General features: G+C 57.2%; 22 protein-coding genes and 4 pseudogenes. 16 read left to right on the top strand and 10 right to left on the bottom strand.

The features are described 5' to 3' along the window. Positions 1 to 143: 143 nt before the first annotated feature. Entirely contained in the window at positions 144 to 410 is a 267-nt protein-coding gene (locus IVA91_RS09590; protein WP_247458624.1) for a hypothetical protein, read from the top strand. 71 nt (positions 411 to 481) lie between these two features. Here IVA91_RS09590 and IVA91_RS09585 read toward each other — a convergent pair whose 3' ends face one another. Together IVA91_RS09585 and IVA91_RS09580 are read right to left on the bottom strand one after the other, a co-directional pair. Continuing rightward, complete coding sequence (locus IVA91_RS09585) at positions 482 to 1,132, bottom strand: cupin domain-containing protein (RefSeq protein WP_247458622.1); 651 nt, start codon at positions 1,130 to 1,132, stop codon at positions 482 to 484. Positions 1,133 to 1,310: 178 nt separating this feature from the next. Further along, a complete protein-coding gene (locus tag IVA91_RS09580; RefSeq protein WP_247458620.1) occupies positions 1,311 to 1,565 on the bottom strand; it encodes a hypothetical protein in 255 nt (84 codons plus the stop codon). Between the two features lie 330 nt (positions 1,566 to 1,895). Here IVA91_RS09580 and IVA91_RS09575 point away from each other — a divergent pair, with 330 nt between their 5' ends. Further along, positions 1,896 to 2,618, top strand: a complete 723-nt coding sequence (locus tag IVA91_RS09575; RefSeq protein ID WP_247458619.1) for a hypothetical protein — start codon at positions 1,896 to 1,898, stop codon at positions 2,616 to 2,618. A gap of 315 nt (positions 2,619 to 2,933) precedes the next feature. Here the strand turns inward: IVA91_RS09575 and IVA91_RS09570 are convergent, their stop codons facing one another. The 5 genes from IVA91_RS09570 to IVA91_RS09550 form a co-directional block, all read right to left on the bottom strand. Further along, positions 2,934 to 3,386: a hypothetical protein gene (locus tag IVA91_RS09570; protein ID WP_247458617.1), complete on the bottom strand. Its 453-nt coding sequence runs from the start codon at positions 3,384 to 3,386 to the stop codon at positions 2,934 to 2,936. 70 nt (positions 3,387 to 3,456) lie between these two features. Further along, positions 3,457 to 7,251, bottom strand: a complete 3,795-nt coding sequence (locus IVA91_RS09565) for an Ig-like domain-containing protein (RefSeq protein WP_247458615.1) — start codon at positions 7,249 to 7,251, stop codon at positions 3,457 to 3,459. A 1,221-nt stretch (positions 7,252 to 8,472) separates the two neighbouring features. Further along, on the bottom strand, positions 8,473 to 8,988 hold the full coding sequence (locus IVA91_RS09560) for a hypothetical protein (protein ID WP_247458613.1): 516 nt from the start codon (positions 8,986 to 8,988) through the stop codon (positions 8,473 to 8,475). After that, positions 8,985 to 9,338, bottom strand: a complete 354-nt coding sequence (locus IVA91_RS09555) for a helix-turn-helix transcriptional regulator (RefSeq protein WP_247458612.1) — start codon at positions 9,336 to 9,338, stop codon at positions 8,985 to 8,987. The genes IVA91_RS09560 and IVA91_RS09555 overlap by 4 nt, the downstream gene beginning before the upstream one ends. 249 nt (positions 9,339 to 9,587) lie before the next feature. Further along, complete coding sequence (locus IVA91_RS09550; RefSeq protein ID WP_247458610.1) at positions 9,588 to 10,943, bottom strand: hypothetical protein; 1,356 nt, start codon at positions 10,941 to 10,943, stop codon at positions 9,588 to 9,590. 221 nt (positions 10,944 to 11,164) lie between these two features. Here IVA91_RS09550 and IVA91_RS36780 point away from each other — a divergent pair, with 221 nt between their 5' ends. Together IVA91_RS36780 and IVA91_RS09545 are read left to right on the top strand one after the other, a co-directional pair. Next, the gene (locus IVA91_RS36780) at positions 11,165 to 11,296 is read left to right on the top strand and encodes a hypothetical protein (protein WP_256466400.1); all 132 of its coding nucleotides are present in this window, start codon (positions 11,165 to 11,167) and stop codon (positions 11,294 to 11,296) included. 169 nt (positions 11,297 to 11,465) lie between these two features. Beyond that, positions 11,466 to 11,782, top strand: a pseudogene (locus IVA91_RS09545) (adenylate cyclase); the annotation flags it as partial. A gap of 517 nt (positions 11,783 to 12,299) precedes the next feature. Here the strand turns inward: IVA91_RS09545 and IVA91_RS09540 are convergent. Continuing rightward, a complete protein-coding gene (locus IVA91_RS09540) occupies positions 12,300 to 12,893 on the bottom strand; it encodes a TetR/AcrR family transcriptional regulator (protein WP_247458608.1) in 594 nt (197 codons plus the stop codon). 167 nt (positions 12,894 to 13,060) lie between these two features. Between IVA91_RS09540 and IVA91_RS09535 the strand changes: the two genes are divergently transcribed. The 5 genes from IVA91_RS09535 (at position 13,061) to IVA91_RS09515 (ending at position 15,914) form a co-directional block, all read left to right on the top strand. Next, the gene (locus IVA91_RS09535; RefSeq protein WP_247458606.1) at positions 13,061 to 13,894 is read left to right on the top strand and encodes an oxidoreductase; all 834 of its coding nucleotides are present in this window, start codon (positions 13,061 to 13,063) and stop codon (positions 13,892 to 13,894) included. A gap of 60 nt (positions 13,895 to 13,954) precedes the next feature. Beyond that, the gene (locus IVA91_RS09530; RefSeq protein ID WP_247458604.1) at positions 13,955 to 14,251 is read left to right on the top strand and encodes a YciI family protein; all 297 of its coding nucleotides are present in this window, start codon (positions 13,955 to 13,957) and stop codon (positions 14,249 to 14,251) included. A gap of 79 nt (positions 14,252 to 14,330) precedes the next feature. Further along, entirely contained in the window at positions 14,331 to 15,104 is a 774-nt protein-coding gene (locus tag IVA91_RS09525; protein WP_247458602.1) for an SDR family oxidoreductase, read from the top strand. Positions 15,105 to 15,459: 355 nt separating this feature from the next. Continuing rightward, positions 15,460 to 15,600, top strand: a complete 141-nt coding sequence (locus IVA91_RS09520; RefSeq protein ID WP_247458599.1) for a hypothetical protein — start codon at positions 15,460 to 15,462, stop codon at positions 15,598 to 15,600. Positions 15,601 to 15,620: 20 nt separating this feature from the next. Next, positions 15,621 to 15,914: an antibiotic biosynthesis monooxygenase gene (locus tag IVA91_RS09515; protein ID WP_247458597.1), complete on the top strand. Its 294-nt coding sequence runs from the start codon at positions 15,621 to 15,623 to the stop codon at positions 15,912 to 15,914. A 406-nt stretch (positions 15,915 to 16,320) separates the two neighbouring features. Here IVA91_RS09515 and IVA91_RS09510 read toward each other — a convergent pair whose 3' ends face one another. Beyond that, on the bottom strand, positions 16,321 to 16,545 hold the full coding sequence (locus IVA91_RS09510) for a hypothetical protein (protein ID WP_247458596.1): 225 nt from the start codon (positions 16,543 to 16,545) through the stop codon (positions 16,321 to 16,323). Positions 16,546 to 16,568: 23 nt separating this feature from the next. Between IVA91_RS09510 and IVA91_RS09505 the strand changes: the two are divergent. Together IVA91_RS09505 and IVA91_RS09500 are read left to right on the top strand one after the other, a co-directional pair. Beyond that, positions 16,569 to 16,883: pseudogene (locus IVA91_RS09505) on the top strand (response regulator); the annotation flags it as partial. Between the two features lie 144 nt (positions 16,884 to 17,027). Then, positions 17,028 to 17,792 (top strand): annotated as a pseudogene (locus tag IVA91_RS09500) (transposase); the annotation flags it as partial. Positions 17,793 to 18,158: 366 nt separating this feature from the next. Here IVA91_RS09500 and IVA91_RS09495 read toward each other — a convergent pair. After that, positions 18,159 to 18,965 carry a transglutaminase family protein gene (locus tag IVA91_RS09495; RefSeq protein ID WP_247298278.1) on the bottom strand — a complete coding sequence of 269 codons (807 nt, stop codon included), beginning with the start codon at positions 18,963 to 18,965 and terminating at the stop codon, positions 18,159 to 18,161. Between the two features lie 192 nt (positions 18,966 to 19,157). On the opposite strand from IVA91_RS09495, the gene IVA91_RS09490 reads away from it, so the two are divergent. The 5 genes and pseudogenes from IVA91_RS09490 to IVA91_RS09470 all read left to right on the top strand — a co-directional run bounded on the left by IVA91_RS09490 (position 19,158) and on the right by IVA91_RS09470 (position 21,822). Next, positions 19,158 to 19,427, top strand: a complete 270-nt coding sequence (locus IVA91_RS09490; RefSeq protein ID WP_247279112.1) for a hypothetical protein — start codon at positions 19,158 to 19,160, stop codon at positions 19,425 to 19,427. Beyond that, positions 19,420 to 19,742: pseudogene (locus IVA91_RS09485) on the top strand (hypothetical protein). Before IVA91_RS09490 ends, IVA91_RS09485 begins: the two are co-directional and overlap by 8 nt. Positions 19,743 to 19,798: 56 nt before the next feature. Continuing rightward, on the top strand, positions 19,799 to 19,978 hold the full coding sequence (locus IVA91_RS09480) for a hypothetical protein (protein ID WP_247279123.1): 180 nt from the start codon (positions 19,799 to 19,801) through the stop codon (positions 19,976 to 19,978). Positions 19,979 to 20,839: 861 nt separating this feature from the next. After that, complete coding sequence (locus tag IVA91_RS09475) at positions 20,840 to 21,058, top strand: 4-fold beta flower protein (RefSeq protein WP_195785838.1); 219 nt, start codon at positions 20,840 to 20,842, stop codon at positions 21,056 to 21,058. 392 nt (positions 21,059 to 21,450) lie between these two features. Further along, positions 21,451 to 21,822, top strand: coding sequence for a hypothetical protein (locus IVA91_RS09470; protein WP_247279111.1), 372 nt, complete (start codon positions 21,451 to 21,453; stop codon positions 21,820 to 21,822). Positions 21,823 to 21,934: the final 112 nt, after the last annotated feature.

Raw genomic sequence — 21,934 nt, 5'->3', positions numbered from 1 at the left:
CCCTAATCCTTCCGTGCGATCCAAGACCTCACTACCCGAAGCGGGAAGTAGCGTGAACAATGAGCAGCTTCACGCCCATTGTTCTGGGAACGAATGGTCGCACGCAGACATTCTCCAACTCCACAACTTAACAGGAGAATAGGATGCGCAAGTACCTGTTTGCTGCGGCGATCGTGAGTGCGATCGCGACACCCGCCATTGCGGACGAAGTTGGTGTTGGTGTTCAGGCCGGTCCGGTGGGCGGAGGCGTCACGGTCGGAGAGTCTCGCGAGCGCCGGCCCGTTGATCGGGACCAGACGACGGTCATCAAAGAACAGGAGCCCCGGGAAACTGATAGAACGACCGTCATTAAAAAAGAGAATGAGGACGGCAGCCGAGAGAAAACCGTCATTCATCACGATAACGACTAACAAATTGGCCCGGACCACCGTCCGGGCTTTTCTCTTGCCTTGCGACCAACAGAGACGATTCGTTTGCTTCGCTACTTCTTACTCGGATCGTCGGCGGGATTGACGTAAGTTATCCCGAATGGCCCTTGGCCATGAATTTGAACAACGGAAGGACTGCTTGTCCAACCATAGTGATTCATTTTGGCGGGCGCTTCGGCATATCCGCCCGCTGTTAGCTCAATCGCCTTCGTCTCATCGAGTTTGTCGCCCATTCCGATGTGAAAGTTGCCTGATATGACGGTAGCGCCTTCATCTGTTGGATGATTATGCGCGGGAATTTTATAACCGCTTGGCATTCTTAGGCGGAGAACGAACAGCCCTTCTTTGGAGGGGTCGCCTGAGAGTACCGTGATATCGGCTCCCTTCGGCAAGGTGGGAGGTGCTGCCTCCCATTTAAGGTCACCAGAGTTGGTCGGCATCTTCATATCATCGGCAATGGCCGTGTTCGCACCTGCCAGGACGAAAGCCGAAGCGAGCAAGCGACTAAGCATGATCTCCTCCTTTTCGTGAGCGGTCATCGTGTCCCAGCGGTGAAGCAAGTCAACTGAAGTTAACGTGCCGCTGCCGGCATTCTGAAGACCGGAGGCCTTCGCAGATTGATGATCCCACCAACAGTGACAGCTCCGCTGACCTTGGCTTGGCAACGCTCGGACGAAAAGATCGAGGAATTCGGCCGGTTGCATTCTCTCGCTTGAGCCTTACGCAGCAACGGCTTCTACCCGCGAGCCCATCTTTCCGCACACCGCGTTAACCACACCAAGCGAGCAGCCTCATTTTGGGGCCAACTTGATCATGACCGTTGGCCCGCTCTGCACAGGGAGCCGCCACGTGATTAGAATCGTCTTGCTTGGAGTGGCTTGCCTAGCTGGAGTGGGTGCTATTGCTGCCGCCGCGAAAAAATCCGCGCCGCCGCCCGCGCCAGAAGTTGTCATGCCAGTAGTTGCTGGTAACAAGGCTGATCGCCTGCCATTCGCAATCAAATTGGACATGCCGACTGCCGTTGAGAGCGTAGATGTTGCGTACGTCCAGCCTGGCGAAGAAGAGCAAGCTGATTTGCCGCCATCCGCACCAAAGCAAGTCGCTCTTCCACCGCGTCCCGACTTTATTCCTCGTCATTGGCACGATCCGCATGACCTGAACGCCAGGGCCGCAAACAAAAGAGCCGACACCGCAAAAGGACCAAGAATGGGCGCGGCTGATCAGCCTGTAAAGCAGGTTGAGGCTAAGCGGTGCCGTTCGGACGGGCTGGATCCCCTCCTAAGAAATCTGAACTTGTCGCCCCCATGCGATTCATGACCTCACTTCAGCGGTCGTCGCCCTCTGCGCACCGACGCTAACCATTATTCGTATTGCGGCTCATTCGCCGTTAATGATTGATTTAGTTCGCAGCATGATCATTGGGGAGCCACAAGGGATCCGGTCATGCGATTGCGCCAGGCGAATACCTTGGAAGAGATCGAGGCGAGGGTTGCTGAAGCCGGCGAAGACCCAATGGCGCGTGTGACGCTGAACGCGCGGGATTTCTCGAGTCCCAGCCGGGAAGAGGTTCTGGCATTATTGAAGCCAGACGGCGATCGAAAGCGCACCAATTGGCTGGTCGCAGGCGCACTGATTGCTGGCATGGTGTTGGGATGGGCTGGCAGCTTTGGTTGGTACGGTCCTATAACTCTCGCATCGCTCAATTCAACTACTCAGACAGAAACGCCTTCGCGTCGAATTGCCGAAGCAAAATCGGGCGGCAGGGATGAAGGCCTGCGAAAGACGGCAGCATCGCCTCTTGCTCTGCGAAAACCGCCAAGCGTAAGTCAGGTCTCAACAGTCGGAGCGGGCGCCTCCGCCAAGCCCGCGATCACGGACTCGGACGGCGGTTACCTATCTCCGAACTCTTCAGGCACCGCGTCTGTGGTTGTCCAAGCGGATATGACGTTGACTGGCTCGATAGCCCCCAGCGAACCTCTCATGCCTGCGCCGGAGACAAGACCGACAACTATTAAGGGTTGGACGGTGCTTGATGTTCGAGGCGCAACGGCGGTACTCGAAGGGCCCGATGGCGTTCGGATGGCAACGCGCGGCGACACCGTACCCGGTATTGGGCGGATCGACTCCATCGTGCGCTGGGACGACCGCTGGATCGTTGCAACAGCTAGTGGATTGATCTCGACGCCGTGAAATGCCCGCCGGACTTCTCTTCCGGCTTTCTACAGCGTATTCGGCAGCTTGAGTTCGTGGCGAGTCAGTTCCTCCTTCAGCTGTCGTTCCGCTTCCAGACAGAGCACTTGATCCCGCTCCTTAGGCATTCCTGCTTGCTCCCACAGGTGATAAGTAACCTAAGAGTTGGACGCGTTCTCTACCCAGCGACGGCGTCGTACGAAGGCTGAAATCGCCGCACAGGAATAGAAGATCCGCACTGAGAAGCGTGGAGCATCAAAGGAAAAGGCCCGCGGGAACGCGGGCCTCAATTTGTTGTGCTTATTCGGACGCAAGCTAGGATCGTCTAAACTCAACTCGGTCGCGCTCGCTCTTTCGACGTAGTAAAGAAATGAGAAATAGTCCGGGAAGAACGGCGTAAAACAGCATGGCAGGAAGCGCGGCATCCAGTGAAATAGGACTAAGAAGGTTAGGGGCCACTAGGATGTGGTAGATATACCCAACAAATAGAAACATGCATGCAAGTGAGACGATGATCACGTATCCGGTGAGTTGCACCGACAATTTAACTTGAAGTGAGGCAATAGCTCTGTCGAAGAGAATGTACGCGATTAGATAGCTCGCCAACAAACGGTACGGTGGTTCATAGAAGAGTAGAAAGAAGAAAACAAGGCGAGGCAGACCCACAAAACTCGCCAGCTCCATGCTGACAAAGCTGATGCTTAAGACAACAATCGAAGCAAACAGAAGTGGAAATCTACTGTTCAGTTCCGCGAGCAGACGAACCATTGCCACATCTTACCACTGCGATAGCGCTCCAATTCGTGGATCACGTTGGGGATACTTTGCTGGGTTATCATCACACAACCTGGAACAGGTAGTCAGCTCCGTGGTGTTGGACCTGAGCAATTAGCTGCGCTGCGGTATTGCCATGGAGTTCGATCGCATCATTTGTATTGAACGTGATCAGCGCACTATGGAGCGGATCCTGTGGATCGGGTGCGATATGTTGGGCGACAGCTCTGGCATTCTTAAATAGCGAACTCTCAATTTGGATTATGTCCTCCCCTGGATGAAAATTCGTTATCATAACCTGGCCGAAGCCTGGCGCGAACGTAAACGCATCGTTGCCTGCTCCTCCGGTGAGTGTACCTCCGCCGGTGACACCCAAGATCTCCTTTGGAGCAACACTTCTGTCCGTCCTTGGATCAAAGGTTGGGACTGCGACAAACGGCGACGGCACCACTCCGCTGGGCAAGCCGACAGTCCACGGATCAGTTTGGAGAATGCTTGAAGGTCCGGGGTGTGCAATATCAACAAAAATCTTGACCAGGTCTTGGTGGCCGTTAGCAGCTAGGCCTGACTGCGGAATACTGTCACTCTTTGATGCCAGAAACTGCACCGCGTCCCTATACAGGGCCATATCGTGAGGACCAAACAGTCCCCCGCCCGAATTTCCGTCGTAATCGACAATTTGGTAGATGTCGCCATTGACGGCGTATTTAAAGGGAACTGGATCAGTAGAGATGGCTATGTCTGTTATTCGAGGGTCATCTAATGGACCAGCCGATGGGAATCCGGGGTTTGCGAAGGTGACCGCTTGAAACTTACTTCCCGCGTGATCGGTCATAAAGTTTTGCGCCATGCTCGCGCCAAGGCTGTGGCCGGTTACATAGACGTGTGTAATGTCTTGGTGAGTTGCCAAATACCCGTCAACAGCAGTTATCAACGGCTTCAATAGATCATAATAACTGGACATCCCGGTCAGTGTCCAATCTTTCGTATCTGGAGAAAAGCCGAAAGAACTCAGATCAACGTCGTTTGTGCCGCGAAATGAGATGAAAAGCGAGTCGGATGAACGAGCGATCAACGCAGCCGCATTGCCGTCAAGATATATTCCGTCTACCAGTCCGAAAGCAGGAAAATTGGCATCCCCAACAATTCGCAGGGCTAATGATGGCAGTTCAGAAGACGTCAGAACCTGCATACCGGCTGGTAGAAGCGCGTAAGCGGCGTCAGCAAGTCCGTTGGGAAGATTTATACCAACTCCCGTCTTTTCGATACTCGTATTTGGAATTAGGTGATAAGCCGCTTGCGCAAGTTGAGCCAGCGCCACCATCTCGCCATCCGTCCCTAAAGCTTTAAAGATGTTCGCGGCGGTCTGAAGGCGGGCGTCGTCGTTGTGAATGTGCCCAACAGCACTATTGTGAGTGGAGCTTATCGTGGCACCGGTGCTTGGATTCGATAAAGTAACAACGAAATTTTCGGTCTTCCCATTGCTCTCATAGAGCGTATCGCCATGAACGTTGACTGTGATTACCTTACTCAACTCGCCCACACCGAAGGTCACTGTCCCGGCGGGGAAAAGGCCTCCAGTAAAGTCCTGGCCATCTGCCGTCACACCATTGGCCGGTCCAACTTTCCAATCGACTGAAGTCGTGGCAGCTGTGTTGTCATCACGAGTAACAACAAACGTGAACGGCGTCGTGCCGCTGTTGCCCTCGTCCTTATTCGCGTCCAGCGGATGAATAGACAAGACCGGACTTTTATTTAACGCCTGCTGAGTCTGGACAGTAACAGTCAATGTTGATGAGGCGGTACCGCCGTGTCCATCATCTATGCTGTAGGCGAACTCGTCCTGGACGCCGGCTTTGTTCGTGAGCCCCGGAATGTTTTTGTTGGCCGAGTAACTGTAGCTCCCATCAGCATTCAGTGTGAGCATGCCGTAGGCCCCAATGATCGCGTGACCCACATTGGTGCTTAGCCCATTTACTTTGCTGACGTGCAACGTATCGTGTTTGTCGGGGTCGCTATCATTGATGAGCACCCCGTGCGCAGCATTCGCTGTTACGACAGCGCCTTTCTGCACCACCATCGCATCGAGTAAAGCCGAAGGAGGATCATTTTCACCGTGAATAGTAACCGTCGCCGTTGCCGTCGAAGTCCCGCCGCGTCCATCATCAACGGTGTATTTGAACGTGTCGGTCGCCGTATCGCCAACTGACAGAGACTCGAATTTCCTATTCGGATCATAGGTGAACGTCCCGTCATGGTTGTTGGTGACGAGGCCAAGGGTCCCAGTCATGCCAGTCGCGAATGTGAAAGTGTCGCTTAGGTCGGCATCTATGAACGACGCCACCAATTTCACTATTGGATTGTTGGTATCCTCATTCGCGTCCGCTGCGATAGCCGATGCGACCGGCGAGCGGTTATCGGAAACCGTGGCTAAAAAGGCATGGGTGCCGCTGCTGTTGGAGTAGTAGCCGACAATCTGTCCGGCATCATTGATGCCTTGCGCGAAGACTCCTATCGCGTGCAACTCATCGCCAATTACTTCGTATGTGCCATTGATGTCGAGAAAACTGTGCGCAGCACCGCTAACGTCGTAGTAATAGCCCGCAATCCAACCGGCATCGTTCACGCCCGTCGCAAAGGTTTGGTTTGGGGCAGCGTCCGCCAGCTGTGACGCTGCGTCCGGAATCAGATCGTAATTGCCATTGAGGTAAGTGAATCCATGGTATCCGATCCCATCCTGAAAATACCCGACGACCTCTCCATTATCATTGATGCCCTGAGCTGATGTCAGAATAGATTGCGAATAACGGATATCGGTATAGCTGCCATCGACGTTTCTGATGAAGGCGGTTCCTGTCGGACTACTGTACTGAGCATAATCGCCGACGATCTGCCCAACATCGTTGATGTCCCATGCAAATCGGCCGCTCAGTGTCGAGTATGTTGTGCCGCCTGCATACATGAATGCGTGGTTAAGAAAGCCATCGGCGTAATCCCCGACAATATGACCCGAGTCGTCAATTCCATAGCCGTCAGTGCCGTTTCTGCCAAACGGATCGTCTTTGATGATAAGAGGGGCGGCGTTGATGCTGTAGATAAATGCATGAGCTTTCGGGTCGGTAAAATCACCAACGATCTGACCAAGGTTGTTGATGTCGAAAGCGGCTGTGCTCGTTCCGAGGTCGATGGTTGTGTAGGTATAGGCGGGCGGCTGCGCGACAAGACTACTCCAGTCGCCATAAGCGTCGCCCACGATTGTATTTTGAGAAACGTTACTTGCAACCCACGTGCTGTCGATGCGCGATACGAAGGCAGCGGCAAACTGACCACCCGGTGCCCAGCTGTTTGTAATATCCGAGAGCGAATGCTCTGAAATTACTCCGGTCCAGTTGTCGACAACTTGGACGTTCCCGCCGGAATTGCTGACGACGATAAATGAATGCGCGATGGCTTGTCCGCTTGCGTTGACAGAATCCTCGTTCGTATTTCCGGCCTTGTATACGCGGACAACATCGCCAGGCTGCAAGGTACCGGTCAGGTCAGCGACGGAAGATGAGCTAGACGCCAGATACCAACCGTCGCCGGGCACGTCGGCGGTGCCCGATTTAACGCCCGTGGAATGCGGGACAATGTAGTCGGTGTGTTGTGGTGACGTCGGATCGTCGTTAGCGGTCTTGTTTTCCAAGTCGAAGAACGGCAAACCGGCTAAATTGGTGACACCCCAGACGAAGGCCGCACATCCGTCCGCAACCCACGCATCACCACGATTAGCTAAAGCAATGTCGATAATTTCCTGCGGTGTTACCCCGAGCCCAATGTTCCTAGCGCTTAGTGTGCCAGCTACCTGCGTCGACATCATACTCTCCGCTGCACTTGGTGAAGTTAAGTTTTGAGCGCTGCACCTGCCGGTTAGTGAACCATGAGAGGGCCATATGTAAGGAGATGGCTATAACCATAAATTGCTACGGTATAGATGCCAGGCCGAAGTACTGGAGCGTGGACACGATAGTCTACGGTCGCAGACCAGTGGCCATTCGAGAGAGAGAAGCCTGGGTTGCCGCTGAAGTCTCCCCACACTGGGGCCGGAACCGAGCCAGGCCCACCATACAAAGCCGCGGGCGTTGTCTTTCCTTTTGAAATGATGATGCTGATTTCGGAGATATTTGACGCTGTACCAGTAATGATCGGATTTGCAGACGTCGTAGTTAGGGAAATCGGATCAATTGTCGCTGTGGCTTCGACCAGACTCGGTCGCTGGCCAATGGCAGTGTTCGGCAGATTCGCGAGACGTTGCACTGAAGTGGTTGGCAACGAGAGCTGTTGCTCCTCGGGCGTGGAAATAATTCCTCGGTTCGCCGCAAACACCGCAATACATATTAGAACAAGGAACACCCCAACGATGCGGACGGTCATATAGCCAAATCATAACACGTGGGACCGCCGCCTCTGAGAGCCTGTTCAAGCGGCCCGCGTGAAGCATCGCAACAAGATCGGCATTCAAGCCGAACGCCTTTGTGATCCAGAGATCCTGCCCAGGATCAGGGGAGTCAATTGGCGACACGGTCACCGCCATACCCTCCAGAACATCATTGCGTTTCCTAGGCTTACGCCCAGGCTCACACATTCGTTGAGATGTTCGCCTTTCGGGCTGGCCGTTTGGAACTCTAATCGCTACGCGCAATGACAATCATCGCGATGGGCACGGTCATTGCCATTGTTAGGAACGGCATATCCAAGCCTTGTTTTCTGCCGCAGGAGGATAAAATCCGGCGTCGCTTCCGCGGTGCCTACCGATGGCATCGATGCTGCCAATTGAGGGAACGGCGGCTTCGGTGTGCTTCGCCGTTTTGTGGGCAGCTGTCAGGCGCTCAGCTGCGCCTCTATTTAATGCGGTATCTATTGAACGTTTTTATCTGAATTGCAAGAGTATTGTTACAATTAACGGCCTTTCATTTAATTCTCGTTTTGTTTTCCAGCCAACTAGGTAGACCCAGGATCGCAGTCGAGACCGATGTACGTTCAACGGGTTGCCCAAAAAGGACACTCAGTGCGGAGAATTGGCGCGGCTCTCTGCACGCGTCTATGCCGCCTGTTTGTCGATCGACTGAAAGAACACGAGTCCCAAGGCCGCTGCATCGAAGAGACCCATCCGGCGGTCCTCACTCATCCACGGTTTGCGAGGCGGCGGAACGTATCGCTCGAACGCGGGAATGTGCTTCGCAATCAGCTCAGCCAGGCTATGCTTGTTCGGACATTCGCGGCGCTCGAACACACCGCGAACCTGATCGCGCGAATATGCAAAAACAGGAATGGCGCGGTCTCTGGCAAGTACATTGATCGAGACGTTCAGAGTCGTGATCCACCGCGCTCGTTGCGTGCCGTGCTCGGAGGTGTCCTGAATAACGATAATATTGGGCGCATAGCGATCGACAATTTGCTTGATACGCAGGAGGCATCTGCTGCATTTGCGAGGTCTGCGTATCTCGCGTATTCCCCAATCGAACGGCGACAAGCGGCCGTCGAACACGACAAATGCGAAGCCGCGCGTGTTTAAGTAGATTGAGAGAGTGAGCCCATGTCGACCGGCTTGCTTCATATGGAGCGAAGTGTTCGCGTCTCAGCTAGTGCCAGTAATCTCTCCAGGAAGTCCAACTTGAATTGCGTCGTATTGGACGGGTTTCCTTGAAGCTCTTCGTAAAGATCATTGGCGCGCCGAACGGTGATCTCACGAAGCTCCAACACCAGCCCGGGAAATAGTTCCGAGGGAGTTGTGTCAAACAGCAGCGCGAATATAAATGCAGCCTCAAGGCTGGGTTTGCGCGTCCCGCCTTCAAGGCGCGAAATCGCGGTGCGGCACTTGGCTCCGATAAGGAAGGCAATCTCCTTTTGCGTGAAGCCAAAGCGGCGGCGAAGAGGTCGAATGTATGATTTGAGGTCGTGATGCATAGCGTCGTGGCCTTATGACAGGCACACACGCAATTATTCGCCTGAGAACACCTCAGTTCGAGACGCGAAAAAGTGCCAACTCGTCACCGAGATAGAACGCCGTACCCCATTGTGGCTCAGTCGATAGTGCCACGCTTCGATGAAAGGAGTGTGGAGCGGGACAAGGGGACGTGGGGAGTTCGCATGGCGTGACCGTGAGCTCGATAATGGGAATCTTCCCGTAACCGGCGCCGCTCTATCGCGCGCCTGCTACGTCCCCGAAGTCCCCACGTCCCCTTCTGTATCCATCATCACGTTATCGGCGAAAACATTCACGCCGTACCGTTCGCATAGAAGCTCGACCTTCTCCCTTTCGCTTAGCGGAACGACATACACCCCGTGGGATTTGTAAGTCTGAAGATTCAGCTTGTTGCGCAGGACGCTTCCTATCCACCGGTTCGTGATTGGCCGCTCATATTCGGCGCCGTACCGATTGATGAAACTCATCGTAATCTCTCCGACGGCTAGAACGGGCCGCCTGGAAATCCACATCAGTTCAGTAACAATTTCCAGCACTTGGGCCTCCATCAGAAGACCGCGCTCAGCAATCAACGAGAGCTGGGTACGCTGTGCGGCCTTCTTAAGCTCGTCGCGAAGGGCGGCATCACCGACGACGCTGAGCAGTGGCAGCATGATCTGATTGATGCGCGGTTCCAGTTTTGGATCTACAAGACTAGGATCGAGCTTGACCTCGTGTCTTCTATGGAAGCGATACAGCAGCAGCTTGTTACGCAGCTCGCGCGCTTCCTCCTTGAACGTCTCAGGCAGGTTGATGGGGATGTCGGCGCGTAGCGGCCGCCCGCCTGTCTCCTCGGTAATGAAGCGGCTTTCCAGTGCCCTGTCCTCGTACCGCCCTCGTGTCGCTACGATCTTTGGGCCGAACACATGGAATGCCCGCGGATTGAACTCGCGCTGGCCATTCATCACGGTGCGCAACACCGGAAAGCCACGCATGTTGCCATTGTTGAGAATCTTGACGATCTCTGATCGTTCATCGCTAAAGCGAAAATCCGCCTCGTCAAATATCAACGTCCCTCGAAACGCGTCGAGCGTGTGGAAGATCGGCGAGACGGTCGAGGCTCCGCTCGCAAAGAATGGCTTGTAACAGAGCGAACCGATTGTCAGGAGTGATCGCGTCTTCCCAGTACCGAAGTCCCCACGAAGCCGGAGGTAGGGCAGTTCGTTGAAGGCCTCGTACAGCCAGCTCAGGAGCACATAGTGGCAGGCAACCTGCTCGAAAATCGGAGTGAGGTCTGCATAGAGGTGGATAAAACCGGCGATCTCGGAGATGAGGCTCTGCTCGCTTTCGTAAATCCGGGGCTCCGAAGGAAGCAGAACCACCTCATTCTTGATGAGATTATTATTTGGGGAGAATGGGACCAGCCGTTGTCCCGCCACGTCGACGGACCTCCCAAGCGTCCAACGCCCTGCAGAATACGTACCGAGGAGCGTAGTCCGCTCCTCTGGTCGGTACACGAGCTCAATCAGGGTACCATCTTGGAGCACATCGGAAACCGTCGGCACGGCGCGTCCACGATCATTGCGGCCTGCAGTGGCATCGTTCATGCCCCGACGATCGCAGATCATGGCGGGCGCGGCGAGGCCCGGAGCTGTGCTTCGTTTGGCACATTCACGAGCCTTGGCCGGAAAGCCTGCGACGCCTAGCCTATGGGCATATGGAGGGAATAACAGTTCATATCGGCTGGGAGTACTTCCTAGGGCTCCTAGGCGCGCTTGTAGCAATCGCGTGGTATTCGAACGGCCGATTTACAGCCCTGGAAACATCGATGGACTGGGTCAAGAATGCGCTACTGGATTTGAAGAAGTCGATTGATGATGCAAGCGCAAAAGCCCGCGGCGACTCGACTGGGGATAGAGCCAAAGCCCCCGAACCGCTCAAACAACAAACGCTTTGGTAAGGCGCGCCTGAGGCGGCTTTCCCGTGCGAGCTATCAAAACCCGAACGCGTGCCTGATTTGCCGCAGCATAGCCATGGCTGCGTCGACGTATCGACCGTTGGTTAAGTACTGATCCAGTTGCGCTGTACTAATCAGCGCCACCGCTGCAATCGAGAAGCCCTTAGACATTGCTGCCTCTCCACCACTGCCCGACAAGCCCTCCATTGCCGTCTTACCTTTCGAGAATATGTTGGCGATCCCGGCCAGGAATACTTCACGGATGGTATGGTCGAGGACATCATCACTGCGCTCTCTCGGTTCAAATCGCTCTTCGTCATCGCCCGCAACTCGACATTCATTTACAAAGGCAGATCCGTCGACATCAAGCAGGTGGGACGTGAGTTGGGCGTGCGTTACGTGCTCGAAGGGAGCGTTCGAAAGGCAGCTGGCAGGATCCGCATCACCGGACAATTAATAGACGCGGCTGCAGGTTCTCACTTATGGGCTGGCGCCAAGCTGCGCTTCAGATTTTGGTCGTGCGCGCGTCTGATCCGACCGCGCACTGGCTCCGCGGTGCGGTCGGCGGGACGGCCTCAGCCTTGTTTGGCTAAGAGCCAAACGAGACATCCATCTACGTCGGTCTCGCTGAGCGATAGCCCACGTATACGCCTCAACATTTCTGAGCTCGGGGCAAGCCTCGAAACGACGCGGACCTCAGTGAGGTGCGCCCACACTTCGTCGATGGGCCAAATGCGGTTCGCCCGTTTCACTCCCATCAGAGGACCGGTCGAACGCGCTTCGCGGTTGGGCTTCGCGTGTCAACAGGCCGCACACTTCACGCATGCTCAACTCAGCTAGGTGTAAGCTTGCCGTGTTTGGTTCAAAGGACCGGGCCTTCGGCTCGGGACTAGAGGCCGCCGACCTCGCCCCGGATATCCCGATGTCCAGATGGCCGGAAGGCCACGAACGTTTCGATTCACTCTAGCTAGGTTTCTGCAATCTCCGCCAATGTGCGAGAGGCTCATCAAGCCATTCGAGCAGATTTCCCATGGCGTTTCACTAGATCGTTCGAGACCGTGTCGATGATCTCACCGGATAGCGCGGGATCTGGCACCACGCGGGAGAGCACAACCGATCCGATCATCTCGGCGAGCGCCGCTATCGCCGCGCTCCGCTTCGTTTTTGCGCTACTTCCTGGCACGAGCTTGGTGAGAAGCCCGATATAGTTGGTGACGATGCCGCCGAAGCACTCCCGCAGCGCCGGATCGTCGTGACGTGCCCCGTCGGCAGCCATTGTCGCCAGGCCGCACCCTTGCCCCGGATTGTCGCGGTGATAGCCCGACACATAATACCGCACGAGGGTTTCCAGCGGATCATCGCTCGCTGCAATTCGGCCCGCGATATCCTCGCTCATATCCTCGTAGGCCCGCTGGACCGCCTGGACGATGAGGTCGTCCTTTGACTTGAACTGCCGATAGAAGCCTCCGGGAGTGAGCCCGGCAGCCCTCATCAAGTCGACAAGCCCGATACCGTCGATCCCACGTTCCCGGAACAGCCTTGCGGCGGTCGCGATCACCCGCTCGCGATTCTGCTCGACCGTTTCCTTGCTGACCTTCACGAACCCCGTCCTTCCGATGGCGTCGGCCGACACAACGCCGGTGTGGCCTCTTTCATGGGGGCCTGGGCCGCGGCCCAAAAAGCCCTCTTGACAATGATTACATACATAATCATAAATAGGCTATGATTACGAGCATAATCATTGAACGCGCCGACGAGGAGTTTGAGATGGCACAGGCACAATCACGGGCAGCGGGCGGAAAGGTCGCCCTGGTCACGGGCGCTTCCGGAGGCATCGGGCTTGCAGCCGGCGTTGCCCTGATCCGCGCGGGATATCGGGTGTTCGGCACCAGCCGTCATGCCGCCCCCAACGAGGTACGACAGGGCATTCATATGCTCCGCTGCGACGTCACCGATAATGGGTCAGTCAACCAGCTGATCAAGGACGTCGTCGGGCTTGCAGGCCGGATCGACGTGCTCGTGAACAACGCTGGCCGCAGCTTGATCGGCGCCGCCGAGGAATCGTCGATCGTTCAAGCCCGGAGCCTGTTCGACATCAACGTCTTCGGCATCCTTCGAACCACCACTGAAGTGCTGCCCATCATGCGCAAGCAGGGCCAGGGGCGCATCATCAACATCAGTTCGGTGGCCGGCTTCCTGCCCGGACCCTATACATCGCTCTACAACGCCACCAAGCACGCCGTCGAAGGCTATTCCGAGTCGCTCGACCACGAACTGCGAACCTTCGGCATTCGTGTCTCGCTGGTCGAGCCGGTCTTCACCCGCACCGCGCTGGAAGAGAATGGCGACAAGCCGGATCGGATCCTGAGCGCCTACGACAAGGGACGCGCGGCCATGAACGCGACCTGGCGCAACGGGATTGCGGCCGGCGATCCCGTGGAAGCCGTGGCGGACAAGGTGGTCCAGGCTGCCACCGAACAAGAGCCGAGCATTCGCTACACGCCCGGAAAGATGGCGGGCCGTCTGCGCCTGATGCGGCGCTTCGTTCCCGAAAAGATCTTCGAGAAGAGTTTTCGCAAACAGATGGGCGTGGCCGATTGATCCCTCCATCCGAGGGATATCCAAACAAGCTGAAATGTCTCGTTCACCGAGGAGCCTGCTATGAAGTACTATTTGTGCAAGTACATCCCCCCGCGCGCCGATTTTCTCGCGACCATGACGGCCGATGAGAAAGCATGGATGAGGCAGCATGGTGCGTTCCTGGATGATCTGCTCGCAAAGGGACAGGTCGTCGCGCACGGCCCCGTCATGGACCCGAGTGGCGGTTATGGCGTGTCGCTCTATCAGATCGCCGATGACCAGGATATCAAGGCGATCACCTCGGAAGACCCCATCGTGAAGAACGGCGCCGGTCACTATGAGCATCATCCGATGCTTCATCTGAAGGTGCGCGGCTAACCATGCCGCTCCGACGATTTCTCACCACCGATCCCCGGCAGAGCATCCCAATGCTCGAAACTCAATCAGGACAACATCCATGACAGTCGCACTCGTTACCGGCGCTTCGAGCGGCATCGGCGCAGTTTACGCACGCCGCCTGGCCGCACGCGGCCACGATCTCGTGCTCGTCGCTCGCGCCACCGACCGGCTCAACACCCTCGCCACCGAACTGCGCAATGCGCGTGGCATTGCCGTCGAAGTCATCACGGCCGACCTGGTCGACGGCTCGCAACTCGAACCGGTCCTCCGGCGCCTCCGCTCCGACCCGCCCATCGACATCCTCGTCAACAATGCAGGCGCGGCGTTGATCGGCGATTTCGCGAGCGCCGATCCTGTCAAGATGGACGAGCTGGTACGGCTGAACGTGGTCGCGCCGACATTGCTCGCGTCCGCCGTCGTCGGCCGCATGGTTGAACGCGGCAACGGCGCGATTATCAACATCGCGTCGGTACTGGCTCTGCTCCCGGAATATTCCCGGGGCATCTACCCGGCGACCAAGTCATACCTGATGACGCTGTCGCAAGGCCTCGCTGCCGAAGTCGGGCCGAAGGGCGTCTATGTGCAGGCCGTGCTGCCAGCGGCCACGCGCACCGAAATCTATGAACGCGCTGGCGGTGACGCCAGCAAGGTGCCCAATGTCATGGAGGTCGAAGATCTCGTGGATGCAGCCCTGGTCGGTTTCGATCGCAGGGAACTGGTGACGATTCCGCCGGTGCCAGATGTGGCGGCGTGGGACGTCTTTGAGAAGGCACGGGGGGTCCTGGCGGCAGGGTTCGGCAACTCCAAGCCCGCCGCACGCTATCGGGCCTGACGGCGAAGTTGGTCGCCATCGTCCAACGATTTGCCCGCTCATCCTGCAAAACCCCTTCGCCTGACGGAGACTGATATGGGTCACGAGAACTCAAACCTTCGCACAAGCGCCGCAGCGCAAGCCGGCCTGGAAGAGTGACACCGCATCGTAACGGAGCGAGATTGCGACCATCTCCCCGCCTTGCTGGTCGACGACGTGACTCTTATCACAATCCGGCACGGTTCGAGCCGTACAGGGCGACGGACGCGCTCGTTGGAATTCTCGGATTATTTTCGCAGACTTTGACTACCATCGCACTTTTGGCCGCGAAGACGGCTACGCCCTCGAATTCAGTGCCCGTGTTGGCGAGGACCGATTGTTCGGCGCGGACCTGGTCCGGTTCAACGAGGCCGGCAAGATGACCGATCTCGTTGTCATGTTGCGCCCGGCCAGCGTGGTGACGAAGCTGGGCGAGGAAGCAACTCGCCGCATGGCGGCAGCCAAATCGCAGACTTGACCAAACCGGGAGATGAGCACGTGGCCAAGCTAGCAGTCATCGCAACGATCAAGACCGCCGCCGGCAAGCGGGCGGAATACGTCAAGCACCTGAATGCTCACGCACAGCGTTGCAGGGCCACAGAGCCTGACACTCTGGTTTTTGAGATACTCCTGCCGCAAGCGGAACCCGACACTGTCATGCTCGATGAAGTGTATGCATCGAGCGAGGCATTCGATGCTCACCTGACCGGTGCCTCGATCCAGCAGATGAGGCGTGATTCGGCCGGCCTGCAAGTGAGCCTCAATGGCGTGCTTTGTGATCTGACCGAATGAGCGGCTGAACGGAACATATTGTTTCCGCGCAGCAACCAATGGACACGCCAGTGCGTTCGTCGTGAAACTGCTCGAAATGAGATTGACGGTCCGACGAGCCGAATCGGTGGTACACAGCGGTGGTCACAAATCGCGACAGGGCTTTTCCGGAATCCTTGTTTATCGGTAGTTTCTGCGCATTGGCGGCCTGATAGGGCAGGTTCAATGAATGGTCGCTTAGCGTTTGTCTGAGCATCAACTTGGAAGCGAGACCTTCAGGAGTGCCGTCCGAAAAGCACCGCGAGAAGCCCGGCAGCAACGATCGCTAGCCAGATCAGCGAAACGACAAAGGAGGCGAAATGCCAATCTACGTCCCGGTGCCTGGACTGCATCCTCGCCTCCTTTTGAGGTCGTGCGTCGAGACGGCTCAGCGACCCCTATCATCCTTGCCGTTGGGGCTGCCGTCGCTGCTGCCATTGCTCCAACCATTGTTGCCGTGATGGTGGTGGTGCACCGCCCCGGCTCCAGACTTCGCGATCGCATTCGAGGTGAGAGAGGTCGACAGTAGCAGGGTGATGGTCGGCGGCGTCACGGCCGCGAATTTTCCGCAGGTCTTCAGGAATTCGCGGCGGTCGTTGTCTTGGTCTTGCATGGCCAGCTCTCTGACTGATTCCCTCTGTCGCAAGTACCGGCGAGGAAGCCGTGACCCTCCTTAAAGGGGGGCTCGTTACATACCGCGGCCTCGTGACTGACATCAATCTGCTGGGAAGGTTCAACGGCTGGGAGGTAGCGCGCGCAGCACGTGAGGTCAATCCGAGCTTCCCCGTGGTCTATATGTCCGGCGTGGCCGCTGACGAATGGCTGGTTCAGGGCGTCCCGAACAGCATAATGCTTCAGAAACCGTTCGCGCCCGTGCAGCTCGTGACGGCAGTTTCCCACCTCCTCAACGGCTGCTTGAGTCCCAAAGCACCAGACGAACCCTTCGGCTAGCTTGGTGCTCAGATGGCGCGATTCTTCTTCGGCCTTTGCGGTACAGAAAACGTCAATGATCCCGGCGGCCTCGTCTTTGAGCACGAAATAGATGCCTTCCGTGCGGCTCAAAGACTTGCTGAAGAACTAGCAAGTAGCCGCCGCGTCACCTCCGTGCTGCATACCTGGGGCTCGGCGCTCACCCATCATCCCCATGTGCACATGATCGTGCCGGGCGGCGGCATCTCGCCCGACGGCGAGCGCTGGGTGTCCTGCCGGCCGGGATTCTTTCTCCCCGTGCGCGTGCTCTCCCGCCTGTTCCGCCGGCTGTTCCTGGAGAAGCTCATGGCGGCGTACGCCGCCGGCCGCCTCAACTTCTTCGGCGATCATGCCCTGCTTGCCGACACGCAGGCCTTCGCGACCCATCTGGCGCCGCTGCGCAGAAGCGAATGGGTGGTCTATAGCAAGCGCCCGTTCGGCGGACCCGAGGCGGTGCTGGCCTATCTGTCGCGCTACACCCATCGCGTCGCAATCGCCAACAGCCGCTTGATCGCCGTCGACGAGCAGGGCGTCACCTTCAAGTGGAAGGATTACCGGATCGAGGGCCACAATCGGCACAAGCGCATGACGCTCGGGACCTTCGAGTTCATCCGCCGCTTCCTCATCCATGTGCTGCCAAAAGGCTTGCACCGCATCCGCCACTACGGCCTGTTCGCCAAAAGCGCGTGCGCCGCCAACGTCGCACGCGCGCGGGAGCTGCTCGCCGTTGCAAAACCTGAAGCCCAGCCCACCGCGGCCGCCGATCCAAGCAAGCCGACTTGTCCATGCTGCGGCGGTCACATGATCATCATCGAGGTCTTCGCCCGCGGTGCAACGCCGCGGCATCGGCCGACAGCCCCAACCAGCGTCATCAGGATCGACACCTCATGACCGCGTCACAATCCCGCAGATCTGCCCCTCGCGCTCGCCGGCTCTCGAACGGCCACGGCAGAGCGCACCCAGATATCCTCCACCCGCCGCAAATCGTCCGACAATCTACCGCGTTCGATACCACCCGCCGCTTATTAGTCAGCCGCTTCACCGTCGTACGACTCGTTGCATCGGCTCGATCCAAATCAGACAGCTCGCCCGCGGCACTCAAATCACCATAGCGCCTGCCGCACTGCTCTACGTTCCCAAAGCGCGGTTTCCTCCCTTGGAGGCTTTCGGACGCCGGCCGCCGAACTTGCCGCGCCGTCTCTCAAGCGGCCGGCATCCGAAACCCTTCACAATCTCGGAAGTGAGATCACTCCTTCGTCACACGATCTCTTCGGTCCAGACCTTGAAGCTGACCAGTGTGTTTGGCCCGAACGTCTGGGTGATCGGCACATCGGAGGCGTCGCGGCCCTGCGCGATCAGGATGCGGCCGATCCTCGGCACGTTGTTGCGCGGATCGAAGGTGCGCCAGTGGCCGCCGAGATAGGCTTCGAACCAGCCGGCGAAATCGCCCGCGGCCCAAGGCTTTGGCGTGCCGATGTCGCTGAGATAGCCCGTGCAATAGCGCGCCGGAATGTTCATGCAGCGGCAGAACGCGACGGCGAGATGGGCGTAATCGCGGCAGACGCCCTTGCCTTCCGCGTAAGCCTCCCACGCCGTCTTGCTGGCGCGCGCATGCTCGTATCCGAACGCGATGTGACGGTGCACGAAATCGCAGATCGCCTGGACCCGTGCCCAGCCCGGCGGTGTTTTCTCGAACAATTGCCAAGCGATTTCCGAAAGCCGCTCGGTTTCGCAATAGCGGCTGCCGAGCAGATAGACCAGGGTATCCGCGGGCAGGTGCTCGACCGCATGCTGAACTGCAGAAGCAAACACCGGATCGGGCAGGCCGCTGTCGCGAACGACGCCATCGGCCGCAAGACGCACACGACCGGCGGGCGCAACCATGCGGCTGCACCAGTTGCCGAACATGTCGCGATAGGGTCCGATCTCGATGGCGGGGTCGGTAGTGAGGAAGTCCGGCACGATCACATCGGACGCGCGCGTGAAGTGTGTGCCCAGCACCATGATCATCGGCGTCGGTTGCGGAAAATCGTAGAGCATTTCGAATCCGACGCGAATCTTCATTCGAAATGCCTTTCAGGCTCCTTACAATTGAAATGGCTACGAAACGAACCAGTACAAGGCTTCGGCCGGGTTATTCGGTCAAATGCGGCCGGCAGCGGAAAAAACGATAGCTAATTGCCGCAAAAGCGCGCACGCTGCGACGATGTCCGCAAAACCTCATGACTTCGCGCGCAGATTCGCCGGGCTGCCGGCATGACCACGCGCACGCGACGGGAAACGGTTCATTTCAGGCATCCCTTCCGCATCAAGGGTATCGACCGGCAGCTCGCATCGGGAGCTTACGAAATCATCACCGACGAGGAGATGATCGAAGGCCTTTCGTTTCCGTGCTTCCGGCGGGTCGCCACCATGATCATGGTGCCCGGCGCGCCGCCGCAACGATCCGCGATGGAGATGATCTCGATCAGTTCGATCGATCTGTCCGACGCGCAACGCATCGATGCGAGTGCGCCGCGTGACTGAGAGCCCGATCGAGTTCGACAAACATCGCGGCATGGCGGCGCAGAAAGCCACCGATATCCGTCGCGTAATCGCCGAACTCGAGGCCGATGCGAAGCTGCTGCGTGACAAGCGGGGCGTTGTCAAATCGAGATCCTCGCCGCACCGGCCACCTCGTGGCTCGAGGCGGTGGCCAAGGCGCGTTACGTGCTCAACCTGTATTCCGCCGGCCTGCCGGCGGCCGACACCCATCACCGCGACCTGGTGTCCGCGGTGCTTGCGGACCTTACCCGACTTTCGGGGAAGAAACCTGAACAAACCAGTGTTTGGCTCAAGTGAGCACTTCATCCTGCCCGTTCCTGCCACGATGGAACGGCCTAACCGAAAGCACCATGATGCAAAAACTCTCGCCTCGTCACGTCATGACAGAAGAATCGCTTCGTCTCGGTGTGGAATCCGGCTGGTACTCGACCAAAGTCAGTGGAACCTTCGTCTCGGGCCCGCATTCTTCCGAAGCCGACTGCTTGCGCAGGATCGCTGAAATCAATCCGCCGACAGCGAAAAAGAAGACCTAAGTCCGCTCTGTTTCAGGAGAAAGGTTTGATGCTCGCGCGCGGCAACATCCGGGGATATGAGGACGAACAGATGGGCCTGCTGTTTTTTATGCTGAACGGCGCTAGGGAAGTGAAAGGCCGTTGATCGCCTCTTGCTATTGTTTGAGACAAGGGACGTTGCCCGAGCGCGCCAAGAAGGTCCGTAAAGCGTAGTTAGCCGATACAGATGCCAATCTCGACGAACGCTATCAGCAGCATCACCATAACCGCCGTGTCCGCTTTGGTGCCAATGATGGATATCGGTAAAGATGAGATCGAATATCGCTGCGCTACTGTCGATGCCAATCAATGTTGATCGTTCGTGTGAGAAGCAGCCAGCCGCGCAATTCTGATCCTGCGGATCGAAACCGTGATTGCGCCGATCTAAAAAATGGCGGAGTGCTTGGAATACCGTGTCGATTGCTCGGAATTGACTCGTTACTGGACCGTCAAAAGGCGCAGGGTGCTTTATCACCGTTTCGCGCTTTTGGCTGTTGTCGGTGACTGACAGTGTTGAGCTCCCGCCTTGGTGAAAGGGAGATCCTATGCCCAAGAATACCCCGCCTCCCATCTGCCCGAAGTGCAGCAGGCCTATGCGATTTGTGCTCGTGAAAACGGGAGGACGCAAATTCCGCTGCGTCGATTGCGATGTAACAGGTCTCCTTAAATTGCCGGTGTCACACAGCTTCTCACGGTCGAATTAGCATCCCGAGCTAAATTGCCTCCGTTGGCTATGGCGATGGTCGTCTGGATTTTCCCAAGTGCCCGGTGTGGCGTCCGAATTGTCTCGCTATCTGGTTACAACAAGTGCAACTTGGTTCCGGGGCCTCTGGGAGGTCAGTCATGAGCGGCAATATTTTTAATAGCAATGGCACCCGCGTTGGGGTGGTGGATGGCGCGACCATCTTCAGCCTTAACGGCCAAGAACTTTATCATCTAAAAGGGATCAATATCTATCGACTTTCCGGCGAGTTGGTCGGCCATCTGAACGGGACGCAAGGCTCCGATAAGCGGCTCGATCGTTCCACTGACAAGCTATTCTCCGCCAGAGTCAGTCCTTAAGACCCTGCCACAATGGTGATCGCCGAGACAGCTCTCTGCCTGGCCCATAATCTGGAGGCGGTCATGAACGTCGTCGGGACCAAGCCGCTGAGAGCTGCAATCACGGCCTGAGACCGCGCTCAGAGACGACGGCACTGCTACCTTTGGACTGGAACTAAGAAGGTGCTGTACAGCATCAGGCCAACAGACTATCGTTGAATGGCAAGGTGGCAGGTGTTCGCCTTGAAGCTGTCCATGAAGCGGTGACTTCCGAAGTCGCTGTTCGTCGTCGTAGCGGCAGCTAGCGTGCCATCGGAAGGCGCAATCTCACACAGCTGGATGTTTTGCCAAGCGCGGACGCAAGCGGCGTTTACGGCTGCGAACCCGCTTGTGCGCAAAAAAAGGAGACCATCATGAGAATGCCCGACATTTTGCAAGGTGAGGCGCGGACTCGCTTCCTCCAGGGAATCGCTTTCGGCGCTGTTGCGGCGATAACGATCGGATTTTCCTGGGGCGGCTGGGTCACCGGCGGTACCGCCCAAACCATGACCACAATGGCGGAGACCAACGGTCGGATGTCTGTCCTGGTCCCGATATGCGTCGCTCAGTTCACAGCGGCCGACGGCGCCGTCGCCAAGTTCAAGGCGGCGGGCTCCTATTCAAGGGACAACGTCATCGGCGAATTTGTGAAGACCGTTGCCTCCACGAGTATGGACTATTCAATCGCCAGGGCGTGCGCAGTCGGCGTAGAAGCTGAACTCTCAAAGACGGCCACAAAGAGCTGAGCGGTCGCTTCGCCAAGAAAGGGTCCAGCGAAATGAGCGCTCTCGGGTCCGGACGGCCTTCCTACCTTGTATATGGCTTGTTGGCCGTCATCCTATTCGGCGGTTATGTGCT

Source organism: Bradyrhizobium sp. 153, assembly GCF_023073835.1.
Taxonomy (GTDB): Bacteria; Pseudomonadota; Alphaproteobacteria; order Rhizobiales; family Xanthobacteraceae; genus Bradyrhizobium.
The sequence above is the reverse complement of the archived record's forward strand: the minus strand, read 5'-3'. Positions and strand labels throughout refer to the sequence as shown.

What these genes read in the sequence shown, in the direction of transcription:
- IVA91_RS09490 (WP_247279112.1), top strand. Translation starts at nt 19,158, where the DNA reads ATGACCACGCGCACGCGACGGGAAACGGTTCATTTCAGGCATCCCTTC.
- IVA91_RS09570 (WP_247458617.1), bottom strand. Translation starts at nt 3,386, where the DNA reads ATGGTTCGTCTGCTCGCGGAACTGAACAGTAGATTTCCACTTCTGTTT.
- IVA91_RS09475 (WP_195785838.1), top strand. Translation starts at nt 20,840, where the DNA reads ATGAGCGGCAATATTTTTAATAGCAATGGCACCCGCGTTGGGGTGGTG.
- IVA91_RS09580 (WP_247458620.1), bottom strand. Translation starts at nt 1,565, where the DNA reads ATGACGAGGAATAAAGTCGGGACGCGGTGGAAGAGCGACTTGCTTTGG.
- IVA91_RS09535 (WP_247458606.1), top strand. Translation starts at nt 13,061, where the DNA reads ATGGCACAGGCACAATCACGGGCAGCGGGCGGAAAGGTCGCCCTGGTC.
- IVA91_RS09510 (WP_247458596.1), bottom strand. Translation starts at nt 16,545, where the DNA reads ATGCAAGACCAAGACAACGACCGCCGCGAATTCCTGAAGACCTGCGGA.
- IVA91_RS09550 (WP_247458610.1), bottom strand. Translation starts at nt 10,943, where the DNA reads ATGAACGATGCCACTGCAGGCCGCAATGATCGTGGACGCGCCGTGCCG.
- IVA91_RS09470 (WP_247279111.1), top strand. Translation starts at nt 21,451, where the DNA reads ATGAGAATGCCCGACATTTTGCAAGGTGAGGCGCGGACTCGCTTCCTC.
- IVA91_RS09555 (WP_247458612.1), bottom strand. Translation starts at nt 9,338, where the DNA reads ATGCATCACGACCTCAAATCATACATTCGACCTCTTCGCCGCCGCTTT.
- IVA91_RS09590 (WP_247458624.1), top strand. Translation starts at nt 144, where the DNA reads ATGCGCAAGTACCTGTTTGCTGCGGCGATCGTGAGTGCGATCGCGACA.
- IVA91_RS09495 (WP_247298278.1), bottom strand. Translation starts at nt 18,965, where the DNA reads ATGAAGATTCGCGTCGGATTCGAAATGCTCTACGATTTTCCGCAACCG.
- IVA91_RS36780 (WP_256466400.1), top strand. Translation starts at nt 11,165, where the DNA reads ATGGACTGGGTCAAGAATGCGCTACTGGATTTGAAGAAGTCGATTGAT.
- IVA91_RS09585 (WP_247458622.1), bottom strand. Translation starts at nt 1,132, where the DNA reads ATGCAACCGGCCGAATTCCTCGATCTTTTCGTCCGAGCGTTGCCAAGC.
- IVA91_RS09525 (WP_247458602.1), top strand. Translation starts at nt 14,331, where the DNA reads ATGACAGTCGCACTCGTTACCGGCGCTTCGAGCGGCATCGGCGCAGTT.
- IVA91_RS09565 (WP_247458615.1), bottom strand. Translation starts at nt 7,251, where the DNA reads ATGATGTCGACGCAGGTAGCTGGCACACTAAGCGCTAGGAACATTGGG.
- IVA91_RS09530 (WP_247458604.1), top strand. Translation starts at nt 13,955, where the DNA reads ATGAAGTACTATTTGTGCAAGTACATCCCCCCGCGCGCCGATTTTCTC.
- IVA91_RS09480 (WP_247279123.1), top strand. Translation starts at nt 19,799, where the DNA reads ATGCAAAAACTCTCGCCTCGTCACGTCATGACAGAAGAATCGCTTCGT.
- IVA91_RS09560 (WP_247458613.1), bottom strand. Translation starts at nt 8,988, where the DNA reads ATGAAGCAAGCCGGTCGACATGGGCTCACTCTCTCAATCTACTTAAAC.